Genomic DNA, 15390 nt, shown 5'->3' on the forward strand with positions numbered 1-15390 from the left:
CCTGGCGCGAGCAGCGCAGGGAACCACGAAGTGGCCCTGACTTCGGGTCGCCTTTTCTTTGGCTACTTTCTTTTGGCGAAGCAAAAGAAAGTGGCTCGGCCGCCGGGACGAACCCCCGGCCTCCGCCCTCAACCAAAGAGCAGAACCACCAGAGCGCAGCGGTACTAAAAAGCCACAAGCCAGTGGACAAGGCACACCCACACCAGAGGCCCCGCACCTCATCGCCAGATGAAAATCCCCCACCAAGCCCAAACCCGTCACAACCCAACGGCACAATGCACTCATGCCGTACTTACCTCCCTTCATCGCCCCGACCCGCCATCTCAGCGCCGAATCGGCGTTGCAACAGGTGCACACCATCTACGACCAGCAGATCGCCCACCTGCGCGACAGCATGCAGCGCTTCGTGCAGGGCGAAACCCTGCCGGGCCATGTGCGGGCCTGCTACCCCTTTGTGCGCATCCACACCGAAACCGTGTCGCGCAGCATGCAAAACCCCGAGATCGCCCACCTGGCCTATGGCTTCGTGGCAGGCCCCGGCCACTTTGAGACCACCCTGACCCGGCCCGACCTGTACCACGAGTACTACCTGGAGCAATTCACCCTGCTGCTGCAGAACCACGGCGTCGAGCTGGAGGTGGGCACCAGCAACCAGCCCATCCCGGTGCACTTCTCGTTCAGCGAGCACGACCACGTGGAAGGCCAGATGAGCGCCGATCGCCGCCAGCTGATGCGCGACGTGTTCGACCTGCCCGACCTGGCCGCCATGGACGACGGCATCGCCAACGGCACCTGGACACCCAAGCCCGGCGAGGCCCTGCCCCTGTCGCTGTTCACGGCGCCGCGGGTGGATTACTCGCTGCACCGGCTGCGCCACTACACCGGCACCTCGCCGCGGGCGTTTCAGAACTTCGTGCTGTTCACCAACTACCAGTTCTACATCGACGAATTCGTGCGTCTGGGCCATGAAGAGATGAAGAAGCCCGACAGCGAGTACGTCGCCTTCATCGAGCCCGGCAACGTGGTGACGCGCCGCGTCGGCCTGGGTGCCGAAGCCGGCGACGAGCTGGGCGCCCCGCCGCCGCGCCTGCCGCAGATGCCGGCCTACCACCTGGTGCGCGCCGACCACAGCGGCATCACCATGGTCAACATCGGCGTGGGCCCGGCCAATGCCAAGAACATCACCGACCACATCGCCGTGCTGCGCCCGCATGCCTGGATCATGCTGGGCCACTGCGCCGGCCTGCGCAACAGCCAGCAGCTGGGCGACTACGTGCTGGCCCACGGCTATGTGCGCGAAGACCATGTGCTGGACGAAGAGCTGCCGCTGTGGGTGCCGATCCCGGCGCTGGCCGAGATCCAGCTGGCCCTGGAGGCCGCCGTCAGCGACGTGACCCAGGTGGCGGGCCCCGACCTGAAGCGCTTCATGCGCACCGGCACCGTGGCCAGCACCGACAACCGCAACTGGGAGCTGCTGCCCGACAACCAGCCGCAGCGCCGCTTCAGCCAGAGCCGCGCCGTGGCGCTGGACATGGAAAGCGCCACCATTGCCGCCAACGGCTTCCGTTTTCGCGTGCCCTACGGCACCTTGCTGTGCGTGAGCGACAAGCCGCTGCACGGCGAGATCAAGCTGCCCGGCATGGCCAACCACTTCTACCGCGAGCGGGTGGACCAGCACCTGCGCATCGGCATCCGCGCGCTGGAGATGCTGCGCGCCGAAGGCATGGCCCGCCTGCACAGCCGCAAGCTGCGCAGCTTTGCCGAGGTGGCGTTCCAGTGAAACCGCCCGCGGGGGCCCCGCGCCCCTGAGACCACTGTCTTGCGCTGGCGCAAGGCCGGCCGGATCAGGGGTTTTGCGGGCGCGCCAAAGCGGTCACAATGCGCCCATCCGGCCATTCACGGAGAACGCCATGGGGACAAGACAAAGCACCATCGACCACCTGTTGGACCAGCTCGCTGCGGCGGGGCCGGTGTCGGTGCGCAAGATGTTCGGCGAGTACTGCCTGTACCTGGCCGGCAAGCCGGTGGGCCTGGTCTGCGATGACCAGTTGTTCCTCAAACCCACCGAGGCCGCGCGCCCGCTGCTCAAGAGCGCCGACGAAAAGCCCCCCTACCCCGGCGGCAAGCCCTACTTCCACATCGACCCTGACCACTGGGACGAGCGCGAGTGGCTGGTGGATCTGGTGCGCACCACCGCACTGGCCCTGCCCGAACCCGCACCCAAGCCGGCGCCGCGACCCAAGGCCGGCTGAGCGCGGCCGACCCGACACGGGTCTGTTTGCGCGGGCCCAACCCGCGCTTGACGTGGCAGACACACGCCGCAGCTAGGCTCGTGCGCACCGCCGCCAGGCCCTTGTCTGATGCTCCCTGGCGGGCGTGAACACGCCTATGAAGATACTTTTTCGCTCCCCCTCCCTGATCTCTTTTGGCTTGGCCCTGTGGCTGGCAGGCGCCACCGCGCACGCCCAGATGGGCGGCATGGGGGGAGGAATGGGCGGTGGCATGGGGGGCGGTGGTGGCCGCGACGCCGGCCCGGGCAGCGAACCCGCTGCCAGCCCCCGAGCCGAAGGCTTTGTGAGCCCCACCGCCCGCCTGAACCAGTTTGCCGACCAACTGGTCACGCTGCGCCTGCGCCTGCAACTGGAGGGCGCCCAGAACGCGGCCTGGAACACCTTCCAGCGCAAGGCCGGCGACTGGGCCGCCGAGGTGTTCCGCAGCCGCTACGCGAACACCGAGGAAACCGCCCTGCAAGCCCTGGAGCGCCGCGCCAACGACGCACACCGCCGCCAGACCCTGCTGGACGCCTTGCTGAACTCGGCCCGCCAGCTCGATGAGTTGCTGCGCCCCGAACAACGCAGCCAGTTCGACCAGCAGCTGCCCGCCCTGCTGCCTTGAGGCCCGCTGGCGCCGACCAGGCGCCAGCACGGCCGGCCGGTCCTTTGCTAGGCTGCGATGACGCCACAGGACCTTGCCATGCCCGTCAGCCCGCACGCCCACCCGCCCCCACTGCCCAACGTCCCCACCGTACCCGCCAGAGCCGGACCACCCGCGAGCCATGCCCTGGCCTTGCACTGGGACATCGGCGCGCACCGCTTTGAGCCTCATTTCCATGAGCAGTTCTTCGTGGCGGCCATCACCCATGGGGCCTGCCACTTCCAATGCGCGGGGCAGACCTGCACCGCGCACCCTGGCGATCTGGTGGTGATCGCCCCGTTCCAGATCCATCAGGCCCTGAGCAGCGAAGGCACCCGCTACCAGGCCCTGTACCTGAACGAGTCGGACCTGTGTCGGTCGGAATCCCCATCCGCGCCCGCTCACACGTCCCTCACTGAGGCCTCGACCGGGCCAGTCTGGCGGGGTGAGCCGGTGCTGCCCAAGCACCCGCTGGCCATGCCCTTGGCCCGGGCCCTGGCACAGCAGGACCTGGGCACCGCCCTGCGCATGGCCCACAGCGTGCTGGGCGCAGGCCTGGGCAGGGCCGATGGGCACAGACTGGCACCCCACCCACTGCAGCGCCCCGAACTGCGCGCCTGGCTGGAAGCCACGCAATGCCAGCCCACCTTGGCCCAGGGTGCCCGGGGCCTGCAACTGAGCCCGACGGCCTTCAGCCGGGCCTTTCAGCACAGATTTGGCATGCGGGCGGTGTTTTTCCGCAACCAGATGCGCCTGCAGCAAGCAGAAGACCTGTTGCTGCAGGCGATCCCGGCCGGCCAGGTGGCCGCACACTGCGGCTATGCGGACCAGGCCCATCTCACACGTGAAATGAAGAAGTACAGGGGAGTGACGCCCCGCCACTACCCGCGGCACTACCAGGCCATGGCATGGCCTGGCCGCTGACCCCCTCGAACCCGCCCGGTTAACCGCTCCCGCAAGAATATTCAAGACCGGGGTCGGCGCCCCTGACAACACTGCTCCCCAGCCGCCCGGCCCACGGTGGGCCAGGGCACCAGCCCAGGGAGACACCCCATGCACACCCCAGCCCCCGCTGCCCGGGCCCTTGCCCCCCAGCACCGCCCCCCACCGGCAGCCAACGCCGCCTTCCGGTCCGCCACAGCGCCCGTTGCCGGGCTGCCCATCACCGGGCCGCTGCACCGCCGCCTGGCCACCCTGGGTGACGAGGGTGCCGAGCTGACCTGCAGCATGCACATCGCCCGGCGCTGGGGCGGTGCCCGCGAGACCGTCGGCTGCGCCTCGTTCGAGGCCGCCCGCGAACTGCTGCGCACCGGCCAGGCCGACGCGCTGCTGGTGCCGGCCGCCTACCCCCGGCTCAACACCTTCATCATGGACGCGGCGCTGAGCGCCAGCCAGGTGTTCATCATGCCCATCCCGGCCCTGGTGCTGGCCACTGGCGCAGGGCCCGCAGCACCGCGACTGCAGCAGCTGATTCACCACGCCGCGGTGGCCCCCTTGCTGCCCGAACTGGGCCTGAGCTGGGCACAGGCCCGGCAGGCCGGCTCGAACGCCGAGGCCTGTCGGCTGTTGCTGGCCGCACCCGAGCCCTCGGCCTGCATCACCAATGCCTTGTGCGCCGCCCACTTCGGCCTGAACGTGGTGCGCGAGCTGCGACCCAAACTGGCCATGCCCTGGATCTGCTTTGTGCACCAAGCACCCTTGGACACGCGCTCGGCGCCTGGCCCAGCGGAGGCCCGACCGTGAGCGGCGGCATGGGCAACACCGGCCACGGCCCAGTCCACGGTGACGGTGACGGCCAGGGCGCACCCGCCCCCTTGCAGCCCTGGGCCCTGCTGGGCTTGACGCTGGGGGTCACGGCCATCGGCGTCGAGGGCCTGGTGATCTCACCCGTGCTGGGCGACCTGGCCAGCACCTTTGAAGCCAGCCCGGCCCAGGCTGGCTGGGCCGTCTCGGCCTACGGGCTGGCGCTGGCGGGGGCCGCCCCCATCGTGGGCCTGTGGGGCGACCGGGTGCCGCGGCTGACCCTGTTGCGGGCTGCGCTGGGTCTGTTCGTGCTGGCGGGGCTGCTGTGCGCCCTGGCCAACAGCCTGGGCGCGCTGGTGGCCGCGCGGGCATTGTGCGGCGCGGCGGCAGGCGCCTTTTTGCCGGCCTGCTACGCCTATGTGGGCGACTGCACCGCCTTTGCCGACCGGGCCCGGGCCATGGGCCGGGTGATGGCCGGCTGGTCACTGGCCCTCACCCTGGGCATCCCGGTCGGGGGGCTGATCGCCCAGTGGTGGGGCTGGCGCCTGGCCTTTGTGGCCGTGGCGCTGCTGGCGGCGGTGGCGGCCTGGCGGGTGAACCGCATGCCGGCCGCCCCTTTGCCGCGCCCAGCAGCGCCAGCCAGCCCAGCGGACACGACCCGGGCCTCGGGTTCGGGCTCTGCCAGCCGCCCACGGCTGGACCGCGCCGCGCTGCCGCTGCTGGCCCTGAACTTCTTCGACATGCTGAGCTTCTACGGGGTCTACACCTTTCTCGGGGTGACGGTGCAGGCCCGGCTGCAACTGGGCAGCGGTGGCTTCGCCTTGTTCGTGGCCTGCTATGGGCTGGGCCTGATGGCCAGCACCCTCAACGCCAGCGTGCTCGACCGCTTTGGCAAGACCCAGGTGCTGCGCGGGGCCTTGCTGCTGCTGGCCTGCCTGCTCCTGGTGCTGGCCCCGGCCACCAGGCACCCCACCACCCTGGCAGCCGCCATGCTGTGCTGGGGGGCGCTGCAGGGGCTGGCCCAGACCGGCACCGCCACGCTGGTCACCCAGGTGTCCGAGCGCGCACGCGGCCTGGCCATGGCCTGCCTGAGCTGCACCACCTACCTGGCGGTCAGCCTGGGTTCGTTCGGCGGGGGCTGGGTGCTGACCCAGCACGGCTTTGACGCACTGGCCCAAGGCGCCGCCCTGTGCGCCCTGCTGGCAGGCGTGCTGCTGCAGGGCTGGGTGCGCAAGACGGCTTGAGCCCCGGGGGCACCCAAGCCCCCCCGCACAGCCCCCGCATCAACGCTCACAGCCCCAGTTCGGCGGCCTCGGCGTCGGTGAACACGCGCGAGCGCGTGAGAAACGCCTTTCCCGTGGGCCCCTCGAGCGAGAAGGTGCCGCCGTGGCCCTCGATCACGTCGATGATGAGCTGGGTGTGCTTCCAGTACTCGTACTGGTTGGCGCCGATGTAGAACGGGATGCCGCCGATCTCGCCCAGGTACACATCGCCCGCGCCGAGGGTCAGCTCGCCGGGCAGGTAGGCATTGGCCGCGCTGTTGTCGCAACAACCGCCCGACTGATGAAAAAAGAAGCTGCCGTGCTCGGCGCGCAGTTGCTCGATCAGCGCCAGCGCCGCGGGCGTGGCGATCACTTTGTCGACCATGGAACACCTCCGTGTCACGAAACAAAAAGCGCCCGGGCACCCGGCCAGGGCCGGGTGACGGGGCGCGTCAAGGAGAGAGAAGTTTCAATCCAGCGTCAGCCGGATCAGAAGAAGCCCAGCTTGTTCTCGCTGTAGCTGACCAGCAGGTTCTTGGTCTGCTGGTAGTGGTCCAGCATCATCTTGTGGGTTTCACGGCCGATACCCGATTCCTTGTAGCCGCCGAAGGCCGCGTGCGCCGGGTAGGCGTGGTAGCAGTTGGTCCACACACGGCCCGCCTTGATGGCGCGGCCCATGCGGTAGGCCACGTTGCCGTTGCGGCTCCACACGCCGGCACCCAGGCCGTACAGGGTGTCGTTGGCAATGGCCAGGGCTTCGGCTTCGTCCTTGAAGGTGGTGATGGCCAGCACCGGGCCAAAGATTTCTTCCTGGAAGATGCGCATCTTGTTGTGGCCCTTGAACAGCGTGGGCTGCACGTAGTAGCCACCGGCCAGGTCACCGGCCTGGTGGGCTTGTCCGCCACCGGACAGCACTTCGGCGCCTTCTTGCTTGCCCAGATCCAGGTACGACAGGATCTTGGTGAGCTGTTCCTTGCTGGCCTGGGCACCGATCATGGTGTCGGTGTCCAGCGGGTTGCCTTGCACGATGGCGGCCACGCGCTGGAGCACGCGCTCCATGAACTTGTCGTAGATCGATTCGTGGATCAGGGCGCGCGAGGGGCAGGTGCAGACTTCGCCCTGGTTGAAGGCGAACAGCACCAGACCTTCGATGGCCTTGTCCAGGAAGGAGTCGTCCTTGTCCATCACGTCGGCAAAGAAGATGTTGGGCGACTTGCCGCCCAGCTCCAGGGTGGCCGGGATCAGGTTGTTGGCCGCAGCCTGGGCGATCACGCGGCCGGTGCTGGTGCTGCCGGTGAAGGCGATCTTGGCGATGCGGCGGCTGCTGGCCAGCGGCATGCCGGCTTCGCGGCCAAAGCCGTTGACGATGTTGAGCACGCCCGGGGGCAGCAGGTCGGCAATCAGTTCGACCAGCACCAGCAGGCTGATGGGGGTGGATTCAGCGGGCTTGAGCACCACGCAGTTGCCAGCGCCCAGGGCCGGGGCCAGCTTCCAGGCCGCCATCAGGATGGGGAAGTTCCAGGGGATGATCTGGCCCACGACGCCCAGGGGCTCGTGCAGGTGATAGGCCACGGTGTTTTCATCGATCTCGCTCAGGGCGCCTTCCTGGGCCCGCACGCAGCCGGCAAAGTAGCGGAAGTGGTCGACGGTCAGCGGGATGTCGGCGTTCAGGGTTTCGCGGATCGGCTTGCCGTTGTCCACGGTCTCGGCGTAGGCCAGCAGCTCGAGGTTGGCTTCCAGGCGGTCGGCGATCTTCAGCAGGATGTTGGCGCGGTCGGCGGCGGGCGTCTTGCCCCACTTGTCGGCAGCGGCATGGGCCGCATCCAGGGCCAGTTCGATGTCTTCGGCGCTCGAACGGGCAGCCTGGGTGTAGACGGCACCCGAGATCGGGGTGATCACGTCAAAGTACTGGCCCTTGACCGGCGGCACCCATTGGCCACCGATGAAGTTGTCATAGCGGGGTTTGTAGACGATCTTGGCGCCAGCGGCGCCGGGTGCAGCGTAAATCATGCGTGTCTCCAGCTGTTGTCAGAAAAAAGTCGCCGGCCCATGCCTGGCGGACAGCACTGCTTCTCAAGAGCTGTGCCACCGGGTGCCGAGAGCGTGCCAAGACCCCGCAAATGCCTGCCCACCCGAACCGCAAGCCCTTGATTGACAATGATTTTTTCCAACGCTTAAGGACAAACCCGAAGCCTCATGAAACGGCCAGGACGGCCTTGCCATGCGTCAAGAAGCAATGCCCGCGGACAACTTGCGGACGTTGCATCCCAAGACACCTGTCCAAAAGTGGAACACTTGGCCCGCGCAAACCCTGGCGTTGTCACACCCGCTGTCACACCGCCTAAACTCCCAGTCCAGAAGCGCTGCAAGCGCCCAGGAGACAGATGACCATGGCGACCACGCATCCCGTACCCGGCCCTGTGCTGCGCGAGGCCCGGCTGCGCCTGCAGCAAGGTGGCACCCTGCCGCTGGAAGCGGTGGATGAGCGCGTGGCCCGCTCGTGGCAGCGCAGCCTGGCGGCGGGCCTCACGCCTGCCAGCGGCATGCACCATGTGGACCACCTGAGCGGCAGCGAGCTGCGCCAGTCGCTGGCCTGCAACATCGACCTCATCAACCACTCGCAACCGGTGATGGAGTACCTGTTCGAGCAGGTGCGCCACAGCCACAGCATGGTGGTGCTGGCCGACCGCCATGGCACGCTGATGCACACCCTGGGGGACGCCGATTTTCTGGGCAAGGCCGAGCGCGTGGCCCTGCAGGCCGGGGCCTGCTGGCACGAAAGCCAGCGCGGCACCAACGCCATCGGCACTGCCCTGGCCGAGGCCTGCGGCATCGAGATCCACGGCCCCGAACACTATCTGGAGCGCAACGACTTCCTGACCTGTGCTGCCTCGCCCATCGTCTCGGCCACCGGCGAGCTGCTGGGCATCCTCGACATCTCGGGCGATCAGCGCAGCCACCACCCGCACACCCTGGGCCTGGTCAACACCGCGGCACGCATGATCGAAAACCGCCTGTTCGCCACGACCTGCCGCCACAGCACCTGCCTGCACCTGCACCCCCAGGCGCACGGCATCGGCACCCTGGCCGAAGGCGTGGTCGCGCTGTCCGAGGATGGCTGGATCATGGGCGCCAACCGGCAGGCCCTGGCCTGGCTGGGCCTGCGCCACCAGGACATCGGCGCCACCCCGATCGCGCGCGTGCTGGACACCCGCATCGACACCCTGCTGGCCCGCGCCGCCAGCCAGCACGACAGCCCCCTGGTGCTGCACCGCAAGGACGGCTCGGTGCTGCACGCCCTGGTGCGCGCCCAGCCCGGACAGCGCGTGGCGATGCGCTCCACAACGGCACCGCGGCGCAGCACCGGCCCGGCCACGCCCCCCGAGCAAGACGCCCTGGCCCAACTGGACACCGGCGACGCCGCCTGGCGAGCCATTGCCGACAAGGCCCGGCGCGTCTGCGGCAAGCCCATCCCCCTGTTGCTGCATGGTGAATCGGGCGTGGGCAAAGAGTTGTTCGCCCGCGCCGTGCACGACAGCTCGCCGCGGCGCCACCGCCCCTTTGTGGCCATCAACTGCGCCGCCCTGCCCGAGCACCTGATCGAGTCCGAGCTGTTCGGCTACAGCCCCGGGGCCTTCACCGGCGCGCGCAAGGAGGGCAGCCTGGGCCGCCTGCGCGAGGCCGACGGCGGCACCCTGTTCCTGGATGAGATCGGCGACATGCCCCTGGCCCTGCAGACCCGGCTGCTGCGCGTGCTGCAAGAGCGCCAGGTCAGCCCCCTGGGCGGCGGCGCTGCGGTGGCGGTCGACTTTGCGCTGATCTGCGCCACCCACCAGCCCCTGCGCGAGGCGGCCGAGGCCGGCCGCTTCCGGGCCGATCTGTACTACCGCCTCAACGGCCTGACCCTGATCCTGCCACCCCTGCGCCAGCGCAGCGACTTCGAGGCCCTGACCCGCAAACTGCTGCGCGAACTCGGCGGCGAGCCCCCGCTGGACATCACCCCCGATCTGCTGCAGGCCCTGGCCGCCTACCCCTGGCCCGGCAACCTGCGCCAATACGCCAGCGTGCTGCGCACCGCCATCGCCCTGCTGGACGCCGGCGAGACCACCGTCGACTGGCCCCATCTGCCCGACGACATGCTGGCCTTGCTGCGCCCCGCCGCCGGCCCCCAGGCAGCGCCCGCATCAAGCCCAGCACTCGCCACGCCCCCCACGGCGATGGCGCCCTCGATGGGCCCCGATCAGAAGCTGGCCGACATCTCCCGCGCCGCCGTGCAGCAGGCGATCCAGAACGCCCGCGGCAACCTCTCGGCCGCCGCCCGGCAACTGGGCATCAGCCGGCAAACGCTGTACCGCAAGCTGGGGTGAGGCGGATTGAAATAACACCAGGAAACAGCTGTCATCGGAACGCTCCAGCCGGCCATCGAACGGCAGGGCAGAGTCCAAGGCAACACCCAACAATCATCGAATTCATGGAGGCATTCGATGATTGCGTTGGACCGATATCCCTACTTCCCGATGCTCCGGACGCGGCAGGCTGAACTCAAAGGCCTGGAACACCTCCGTCCGGAACAAAAACAGGCCATGCTGCCCATGCTGACCCTGGGCAGGTGGCCCAAAGCCACAGACTTCTCCAAAGGCGCCGAGAAAGCGGCCCAGGTCATGGCCGGCGCACCCTACTGCCTGGATCTGACCCAGGACCTCACCCATCTTCCCGATGTCCAACAGCGCTTGCGCAGCCCGCAGCACGGTTTCAAAGCTTGGCGAGACTTCGTCAAGGATTGGCCCCAAGCCCTACCGGTACTTCAAACCCACCCAGAGGCCTCATTGCGTGACTGGCTGCAACAGGCACGTGGGCTGGAACAGCAGGCCGGCCAGGTGGCCTTCCGAATCACGGACTTTGAGCATCATCCCCCGTTGGTCATCCAGGCCCTCAGCGCCATGGACGATCCAGCACGCGCAATTGTCTTCATCGATGCCCAGTTCATCCGCGCAGCGTTGCCAACGTACGTTCAAGCCACACTGCTCACGATCAACCACCTTCGATCAGCCTTTCCGAACCTGTTGATCGTGGTCAGTTCGACCAGTTTTCCGGCCTCGGTCCTGCCATTTGCCGACCCCACTCAAAGCGCGGGAACCATCGACATCCTGGAGCGTGAATTGCACGCACGCATCGGCGGCCATGCCGTGGTGGGCTACGGTGATCATGGGTCAATCCACTCGGTGGTCTACGATGAATCGAGCGCCATGCGCTGGGCAGCCCGTGTCGACTACCCTGGGGAGTTGAGCTGGGAGTTCGCACGCAGCCCGAAAGATCATTCTCGCCAGGGCTACATCATTGCAGCACAAGCCATCGCGGCCTCTGACCCCAGCCTGGGCACGCGGGGTCTGTGGGGTGAGGACATGATTCTGCAGGCAGCTCAGGGCCATCCGCACGGGGTCGCTCCTGTGTCGTGGATCGCCGTGCGTGTCAATCTCCACCTTGCGCGGCAGTTGAGCCTGTCTCAGCGCCTGCTGCAAGCCATCGATCAAACGGACGACGATGAATGAGCCCCTGAAACCTGTCTGACCAAGGCCTGCGCCGGCACGGCGAAGCGACTGAGAAAGGCCTGCAGACGGGCCTCGGGGGTGGGTGCCACGAGTCTGCCTTGGCGGGCCTCGGCCACGGCGAGTTGCTGAGCCCGTCTTGGCGCCAATCGATCTTCACGGGCACGCAGGCTGTTCAGCACCTGGGCCCGCACCAAGGTCTTGGGCAGGGTGCTGGCCTGGACAAGCAAGGCCTCTCGGGTTCCGTGCACAGGCCGATCTTGGGATCGCAACAGGCGACGCAGCTCAGGCACGGGCAGAAAACTCAACCAATCTTCGAGCCGCTGGCCCCGCAACAGGCGCGGTGAGCGCACCACCTTGAAGCCCTGCTCGGCATCCACTGTCCAAAGCCCCACCTCAGCCGGGGCTTGTGACTGCACAGCGGCCAGGTGCCGCAAGGTGCACACCACCGTGACACGTTCAAAAAAACGGCAATAGCTGTCGAGTTGCCCCGGCAGCCGGGTCAGGCGGTCTCGGTCGCTCTTGATTTCGAAGGCCGCCAGACGGGCCCCGACCTGTACCAGGTCAACACGGCGCTCGAAGCGGTCGATGCACAACTCAGAGATGAAGGCTGCCGAAGACCCCTGCGCCTGGCGCCGCAGGCGTTCGATCAGACGCTGACGGATCTCTGTCTCGTTCATCGCGGGTGTGCCTGATCTTGATCGGACCTGCCCAGCCCGCTCAAGCCACCCGCGGCTTGACCTTGGAGGCGGCCAGCTTGGCGGTGGCGCGGGCCTGATCGGTGTCGGTGCCGCGCGCCAGGGCCACGCCCATGCGGCGCTTGACGAAGCTCTCGGGCTTGCCGAACAGGCGCAGGTCGGTGCCGGGGATGGCCAGGGCCTCGTCCACGCCGTCGAACACGATGCCCTGGGCCTCGACGCCGCCGTAGATCACGGCGCTGGCGCCGGGGTTGCGCAGGCTGGTGTCCACCGGCAGGCCGAGGATGGCGCGGGCGTGCAACTCGAACTCGCTCTGGTGCTGGGTGCACAGGGTGACCAGGCCGGTGTCGTGCGGGCGCGGGCTGACCTCGCTGAACCAGACCTGATCGCCCTTGACGAACAGCTCCACGCCGAACAGGCCCTGACCGCCCAGGTTGTCGGTGACGGCCTGGGCGATCTGGCGCGATTTTTCGAGTGCGGCCGGGTGCATGGGATGGGGTTGCCAGCTTTCCACGTAGTCGCCGCTGACCTGCACGTGGCCGATGGGGTCGCAGAAGCTGGTGACGATCTGGCCGTCGGCCCCCACCGAGCGCACGGTGAGCTGGGTGATTTCGTAGTCGAAGTCGATGAAGCCTTCGACGATCACGCGGCCGTGGCTCACGCGGCCGCCAGCCATGGCGTAGTCCCAGGCCTTTTGCACATCGGCCGGGCCGTCGATCTTGCTCTGGCCCTTGCCCGAGCTGCTCATCACCGGCTTGACGATGCAGGGGTAGCCGATGCCTGCATCAATGGCCGCCTGCAGCTCGGCCAGCGAATCGCAGAACTGGTAGGGGCTGGTGGGCAGGCCCAGGGTTTCACCGGCCAGGCGGCGAATGCCCTCGCGGTCCATGGTCAGGCGGGCGGCACGGGCGGTGGGGATCACGCGCACCACGCCGGCGGCCTCCAGCTCTTCGAGCATGGGGGTGGCGATGGCCTCGATCTCGGGCACCACCAGGTGCGGGCGCTCGGCTTCGATCAAGGCCTTGAGCTGGGCCGGATCGCTCATGGTGATGGTGCGGGCGTGGTGGGCCACCTGCTGGCCCGGGGCGTTCTCATAGCGGTCGACCGCGATGGTCTCGACGCCCAGGCGCTGCAATGCGATCAGGACTTCTTTGCCGAGCTCGCCGGAGCCGAGCAGCATGACTTTGGTGGCCGAGGCCGACAAGGGGGTGCCGAGAGTGGTCATGGTTCTGGGGCGCTGTGCGCAGGTAGGGGTTTGAAAACAGAAACTGAAGGGGCGCGATCAAGCCGGGCTGGCGGCGCTGTGGCCCATGGCCTCGCCCATGCGGATGGCGCGGGCCGGGGCCCAGTCGGGGTTGAACGCAAGCGTGTCTTTGGGGAACAGCATCACCACCGTGGAGCCCAGCAGGAAGCGGCCCATCTCGGCGCCCTTGGCGATCACCACCTCTTGCGTGTCGTAACGCCATTCGCGCACCGTGCCCGGGCGCGGCGGGTTGACCACGCCGTGCCACACGGTGGCCATGCTGCCCACGATGGTGGCGCCCACCAGGGTGAGCACAAAGGGGCGGCGGGCCTCGTCCTCGAACACGCAGACCACGCGCTCGTTGCGGGCGAACAGGCCCGGAATGCCGCGCGCCGTGGCCGGGTTGACCGAGAACAGGTCGCCAGGCACGTGGATCATGCGCAGCAGCCGCCCGGTGCAGGGCATGTGGATGCGGTGGTAGTCACGCGGGCTGAGGTACAGGGTGGCGAACTCGCCGTCGTCGAACTGGCGCGCCAGCGCGGCATTGCCGCCCACCAGGGTCTGGGTGCTGTACGAATGGCCCTTGGCCTGGAAGATCTGGTCGCGTTCGATGCGCCCGAACTGGCTGATGGCGCCATCAACCGGGCACACATAAGCCGCATCGGCCTGGGGGCGGGCCCCCTCGCGCAGCGGGCGGGTGAAGAACTCGTTGAAGCTGGCGTAATCGCTGGGCTGGCTGAGCTGGGCTTCAGACAGGTCCACGCCGTAGCGGGCCACAAAGCGGCGGATGATCCAGTGCGTCAGGGCGCCGGCCCGGGCGCTGGCGACAAAGCCGGCAAATCGGGTCAGGGCCAGCTTGGGAATCAGGTACTGCGGCAGCACCACTAGACGGTCGGACAAGTTGGCCCCTGGAAGTTGATGGAACGTAACCTGCCATTTTATTCAGCCCCGGGGCCGGGTCACGGCGCAGACACGCGCCGGAGCCCCGACTGGGCCACAATGCCCCCATGCAAGAGCCCCTGTTCGAGGCCCAAGGCCTTCAAAAACGCTATGGCGACACCACCGTGGTCGACCAGCTGTCCTTTGCCATCGCACCCGGCGAATGCCTGGGCGTGATCGGGCCCAATGGCGCCGGCAAGACCACCACCATCCGCATGTGCCTGGGCCAGGTGACGCCCGACGCCGGAGGCATCCGCGCCTTCGGGCTGACCATGCCGGCGCAGGCGCTGGCCATCAAGGCCCAGCTCGGCGTGGTGACCCAGTTCGACACCCTGGACCCCGATTTCAGCTGCCTGGAGAACCTGATCGTGTACGGGCGCTACTTCGGCATCCCGCGGCGCACCATGCTCGAGCGCGGGCCGCAACTGCTGGAGTTTGCCGCCTTGTCGCACAAGGCCGACGCCAAGCCCGGCGAGCTGTCGGGCGGCATGAAGCGGCGCCTGAGCCTGGCCCGCGCCCTGGTCAACAACCCGCGCCTGCTGATGCTGGACGAGCCCACCACCGGGCTCGACCCGCAGGCCCGCCACCTGATGTGGGAGCGCCTGCAGCGCCTGATGCAGCAGGGCAAGTCGATCCTGCTGACCACCCACTTCATGGACGAGGCCGAGCGCCTGTGCCACCGCCTGCTGGTGCTGGACCATGGCCGCAAGATCGCCGAAGGCGCCCCTCGCCAGCTGATTGCCGAGCACCTGGAGCCCGAGGTGGTCGAGGTGTATGGCGCCGGCGCCACCGCCGTGGCCCAAGGCCCCCTGGCCGCCCTGGCCAGCCGCACCGAGGTCAGCGGCGAGACGGTGTTCTTCTACACCCACCAGGCCCAGCCCCTGCTGGCCGCCCTGGCCCAGGAGCCTGCCCTGCGCACCCTGCACCGCCCGGCCAACCTGGAAGACCTGTTCCTCAAGCTCACCGGCCGGCAGATCCGCGAGGGCGGCTGAACGCCGTCAATGAACGCCGTCAGCCCCCCGGCCCTGCCCTACCCTGCCCCCCGC

Annotated in this window: 14 protein-coding genes; 9 read left to right on the plus strand and 5 right to left on the minus strand. The window is 68.2% G+C overall.

The window, feature by feature from the left end; genetic code table 11:
- Positions 1–283: 283 nt before the first annotated feature.
- The 6 genes from F624_RS0125280 to F624_RS0125305 all read left to right on the plus strand — a co-directional run bounded on the left by F624_RS0125280 (position 284) and on the right by F624_RS0125305 (position 5900).
- Positions 284–1780, plus strand: a complete 1497-nt coding sequence (locus F624_RS0125280; RefSeq protein ID WP_031256244.1) for an AMP nucleosidase — start codon at positions 284–286, stop codon at positions 1778–1780.
- Between the two features lie 130 nt (positions 1781–1910).
- Positions 1911–2252: a TfoX/Sxy family protein gene (locus F624_RS0125285; RefSeq protein ID WP_019577174.1), complete on the plus strand. Its 342-nt coding sequence runs from the start codon at positions 1911–1913 to the stop codon at positions 2250–2252.
- 136 nt (positions 2253–2388) lie between these two features.
- The gene (locus tag F624_RS35415) at positions 2389–2895 is read left to right on the plus strand and encodes a Spy/CpxP family protein refolding chaperone (protein WP_019577175.1); all 507 of its coding nucleotides are present in this window, start codon (positions 2389–2391) and stop codon (positions 2893–2895) included.
- Positions 2896–2973: 78 nt separating this feature from the next.
- Positions 2974–3837, plus strand: coding sequence for a helix-turn-helix domain-containing protein (locus tag F624_RS0125295; protein ID WP_019577176.1), 864 nt, complete (start codon positions 2974–2976; stop codon positions 3835–3837).
- Between the two features lie 129 nt (positions 3838–3966).
- Positions 3967–4656 (plus strand): type 2 periplasmic-binding domain-containing protein, encoded by a 690-nt coding sequence (locus F624_RS0125300; protein ID WP_019577177.1) that lies wholly within the window; start codon positions 3967–3969, stop codon positions 4654–4656.
- On the plus strand, positions 4653–5900 hold the full coding sequence (locus F624_RS0125305; protein WP_019577178.1) for an MFS transporter: 1248 nt from the start codon (positions 4653–4655) through the stop codon (positions 5898–5900). Before F624_RS0125300 ends, F624_RS0125305 begins: the two co-directional genes overlap by 4 nt.
- A 46-nt stretch (positions 5901–5946) precedes the next feature.
- Here the strand turns inward: F624_RS0125305 and F624_RS0125310 are convergent, their stop codons facing one another.
- Together F624_RS0125310 and adh are read right to left on the minus strand one after the other, a co-directional pair.
- On the minus strand, positions 5947–6303 hold the full coding sequence (locus tag F624_RS0125310; RefSeq protein WP_019577179.1) for a DUF779 domain-containing protein: 357 nt from the start codon (positions 6301–6303) through the stop codon (positions 5947–5949).
- 104 nt (positions 6304–6407) lie between these two features.
- Positions 6408–7928 carry an aldehyde dehydrogenase gene (gene adh, locus F624_RS0125315; protein ID WP_019577180.1) on the minus strand — a complete coding sequence of 507 codons (1521 nt, stop codon included), beginning with the start codon at positions 7926–7928 and terminating at the stop codon, positions 6408–6410.
- 380 nt (positions 7929–8308) lie between these two features.
- Between adh and F624_RS0125320 the strand changes: the two genes are divergently transcribed.
- Complete coding sequence (locus tag F624_RS0125320) at positions 8309–10285, plus strand: sigma-54-dependent Fis family transcriptional regulator (protein ID WP_031256247.1); 1977 nt, start codon at positions 8309–8311, stop codon at positions 10283–10285.
- Between the two features lie 117 nt (positions 10286–10402).
- The gene (locus tag F624_RS0125325; protein WP_019577182.1) at positions 10403–11467 is read left to right on the plus strand and encodes a beta family protein; all 1065 of its coding nucleotides are present in this window, start codon (positions 10403–10405) and stop codon (positions 11465–11467) included.
- Here the strand turns inward: F624_RS0125325 and F624_RS33670 are convergent.
- The 3 genes from F624_RS33670 to asd are packed head-to-tail and all read right to left on the minus strand — an operon-like array spanning position 11446 to position 14305.
- Positions 11446–12144, minus strand: a complete 699-nt coding sequence (locus tag F624_RS33670) for a sce7726 family protein (RefSeq protein WP_019577183.1) — start codon at positions 12142–12144, stop codon at positions 11446–11448. The two genes, F624_RS0125325 and F624_RS33670, sit on opposite strands and share 22 nt — an antisense overlap.
- 40 nt (positions 12145–12184) lie before the next feature.
- Complete coding sequence (gene purT, locus F624_RS0125335; RefSeq protein ID WP_019577184.1) at positions 12185–13387, minus strand: formate-dependent phosphoribosylglycinamide formyltransferase; 1203 nt, start codon at positions 13385–13387, stop codon at positions 12185–12187.
- A 57-nt stretch (positions 13388–13444) separates the two neighbouring features.
- Entirely contained in the window at positions 13445–14305 is an 861-nt protein-coding gene (asd, locus tag F624_RS0125340) for an archaetidylserine decarboxylase (RefSeq protein WP_031256250.1), read from the minus strand.
- A 107-nt stretch (positions 14306–14412) separates the two neighbouring features.
- Between asd and F624_RS0125345 the strand changes: the two genes are divergently transcribed.
- Positions 14413–15336, plus strand: a complete 924-nt coding sequence (locus tag F624_RS0125345) for an ATP-binding cassette domain-containing protein (protein WP_019577186.1) — start codon at positions 14413–14415, stop codon at positions 15334–15336.
- Positions 15337–15390 lie beyond the last annotated feature (54 nt).

It is taken from the genome of Curvibacter lanceolatus ATCC 14669 (assembly GCF_000381265.1).
Lineage (GTDB): Bacteria > Pseudomonadota > Gammaproteobacteria > Burkholderiales > Burkholderiaceae_C > Curvibacter > Curvibacter lanceolatus.

Bases quoted from the DNA above. Each gene is read 5' to 3' on its own strand.
- F624_RS0125320 (WP_031256247.1), top strand. From the start codon at position 8,309: ATGGCGACCACGCATCCCGTACCCGGCCCTGTGCTGCGCGAGGCCCGG.
- F624_RS0125310 (WP_019577179.1), bottom strand. From the start codon at position 6,303: ATGGTCGACAAAGTGATCGCCACGCCCGCGGCGCTGGCGCTGATCGAG.
- F624_RS0125325 (WP_019577182.1), top strand. From the start codon at position 10,403: ATGATTGCGTTGGACCGATATCCCTACTTCCCGATGCTCCGGACGCGG.
- F624_RS0125285 (WP_019577174.1), top strand. From the start codon at position 1,911: ATGGGGACAAGACAAAGCACCATCGACCACCTGTTGGACCAGCTCGCT.
- F624_RS35415 (WP_019577175.1), top strand. From the start codon at position 2,389: ATGAAGATACTTTTTCGCTCCCCCTCCCTGATCTCTTTTGGCTTGGCC.
- F624_RS33670 (WP_019577183.1), bottom strand. From the start codon at position 12,144: ATGAACGAGACAGAGATCCGTCAGCGTCTGATCGAACGCCTGCGGCGC.
- F624_RS0125295 (WP_019577176.1), top strand. From the start codon at position 2,974: ATGCCCGTCAGCCCGCACGCCCACCCGCCCCCACTGCCCAACGTCCCC.
- F624_RS0125280 (WP_031256244.1), top strand. From the start codon at position 284: ATGCCGTACTTACCTCCCTTCATCGCCCCGACCCGCCATCTCAGCGCC.
- adh (WP_019577180.1), bottom strand. From the start codon at position 7,928: ATGATTTACGCTGCACCCGGCGCCGCTGGCGCCAAGATCGTCTACAAA.
- F624_RS0125345 (WP_019577186.1), top strand. From the start codon at position 14,413: ATGCAAGAGCCCCTGTTCGAGGCCCAAGGCCTTCAAAAACGCTATGGC.
- F624_RS0125300 (WP_019577177.1), top strand. From the start codon at position 3,967: ATGCACACCCCAGCCCCCGCTGCCCGGGCCCTTGCCCCCCAGCACCGC.
- purT (WP_019577184.1), bottom strand. From the start codon at position 13,387: ATGACCACTCTCGGCACCCCCTTGTCGGCCTCGGCCACCAAAGTCATG.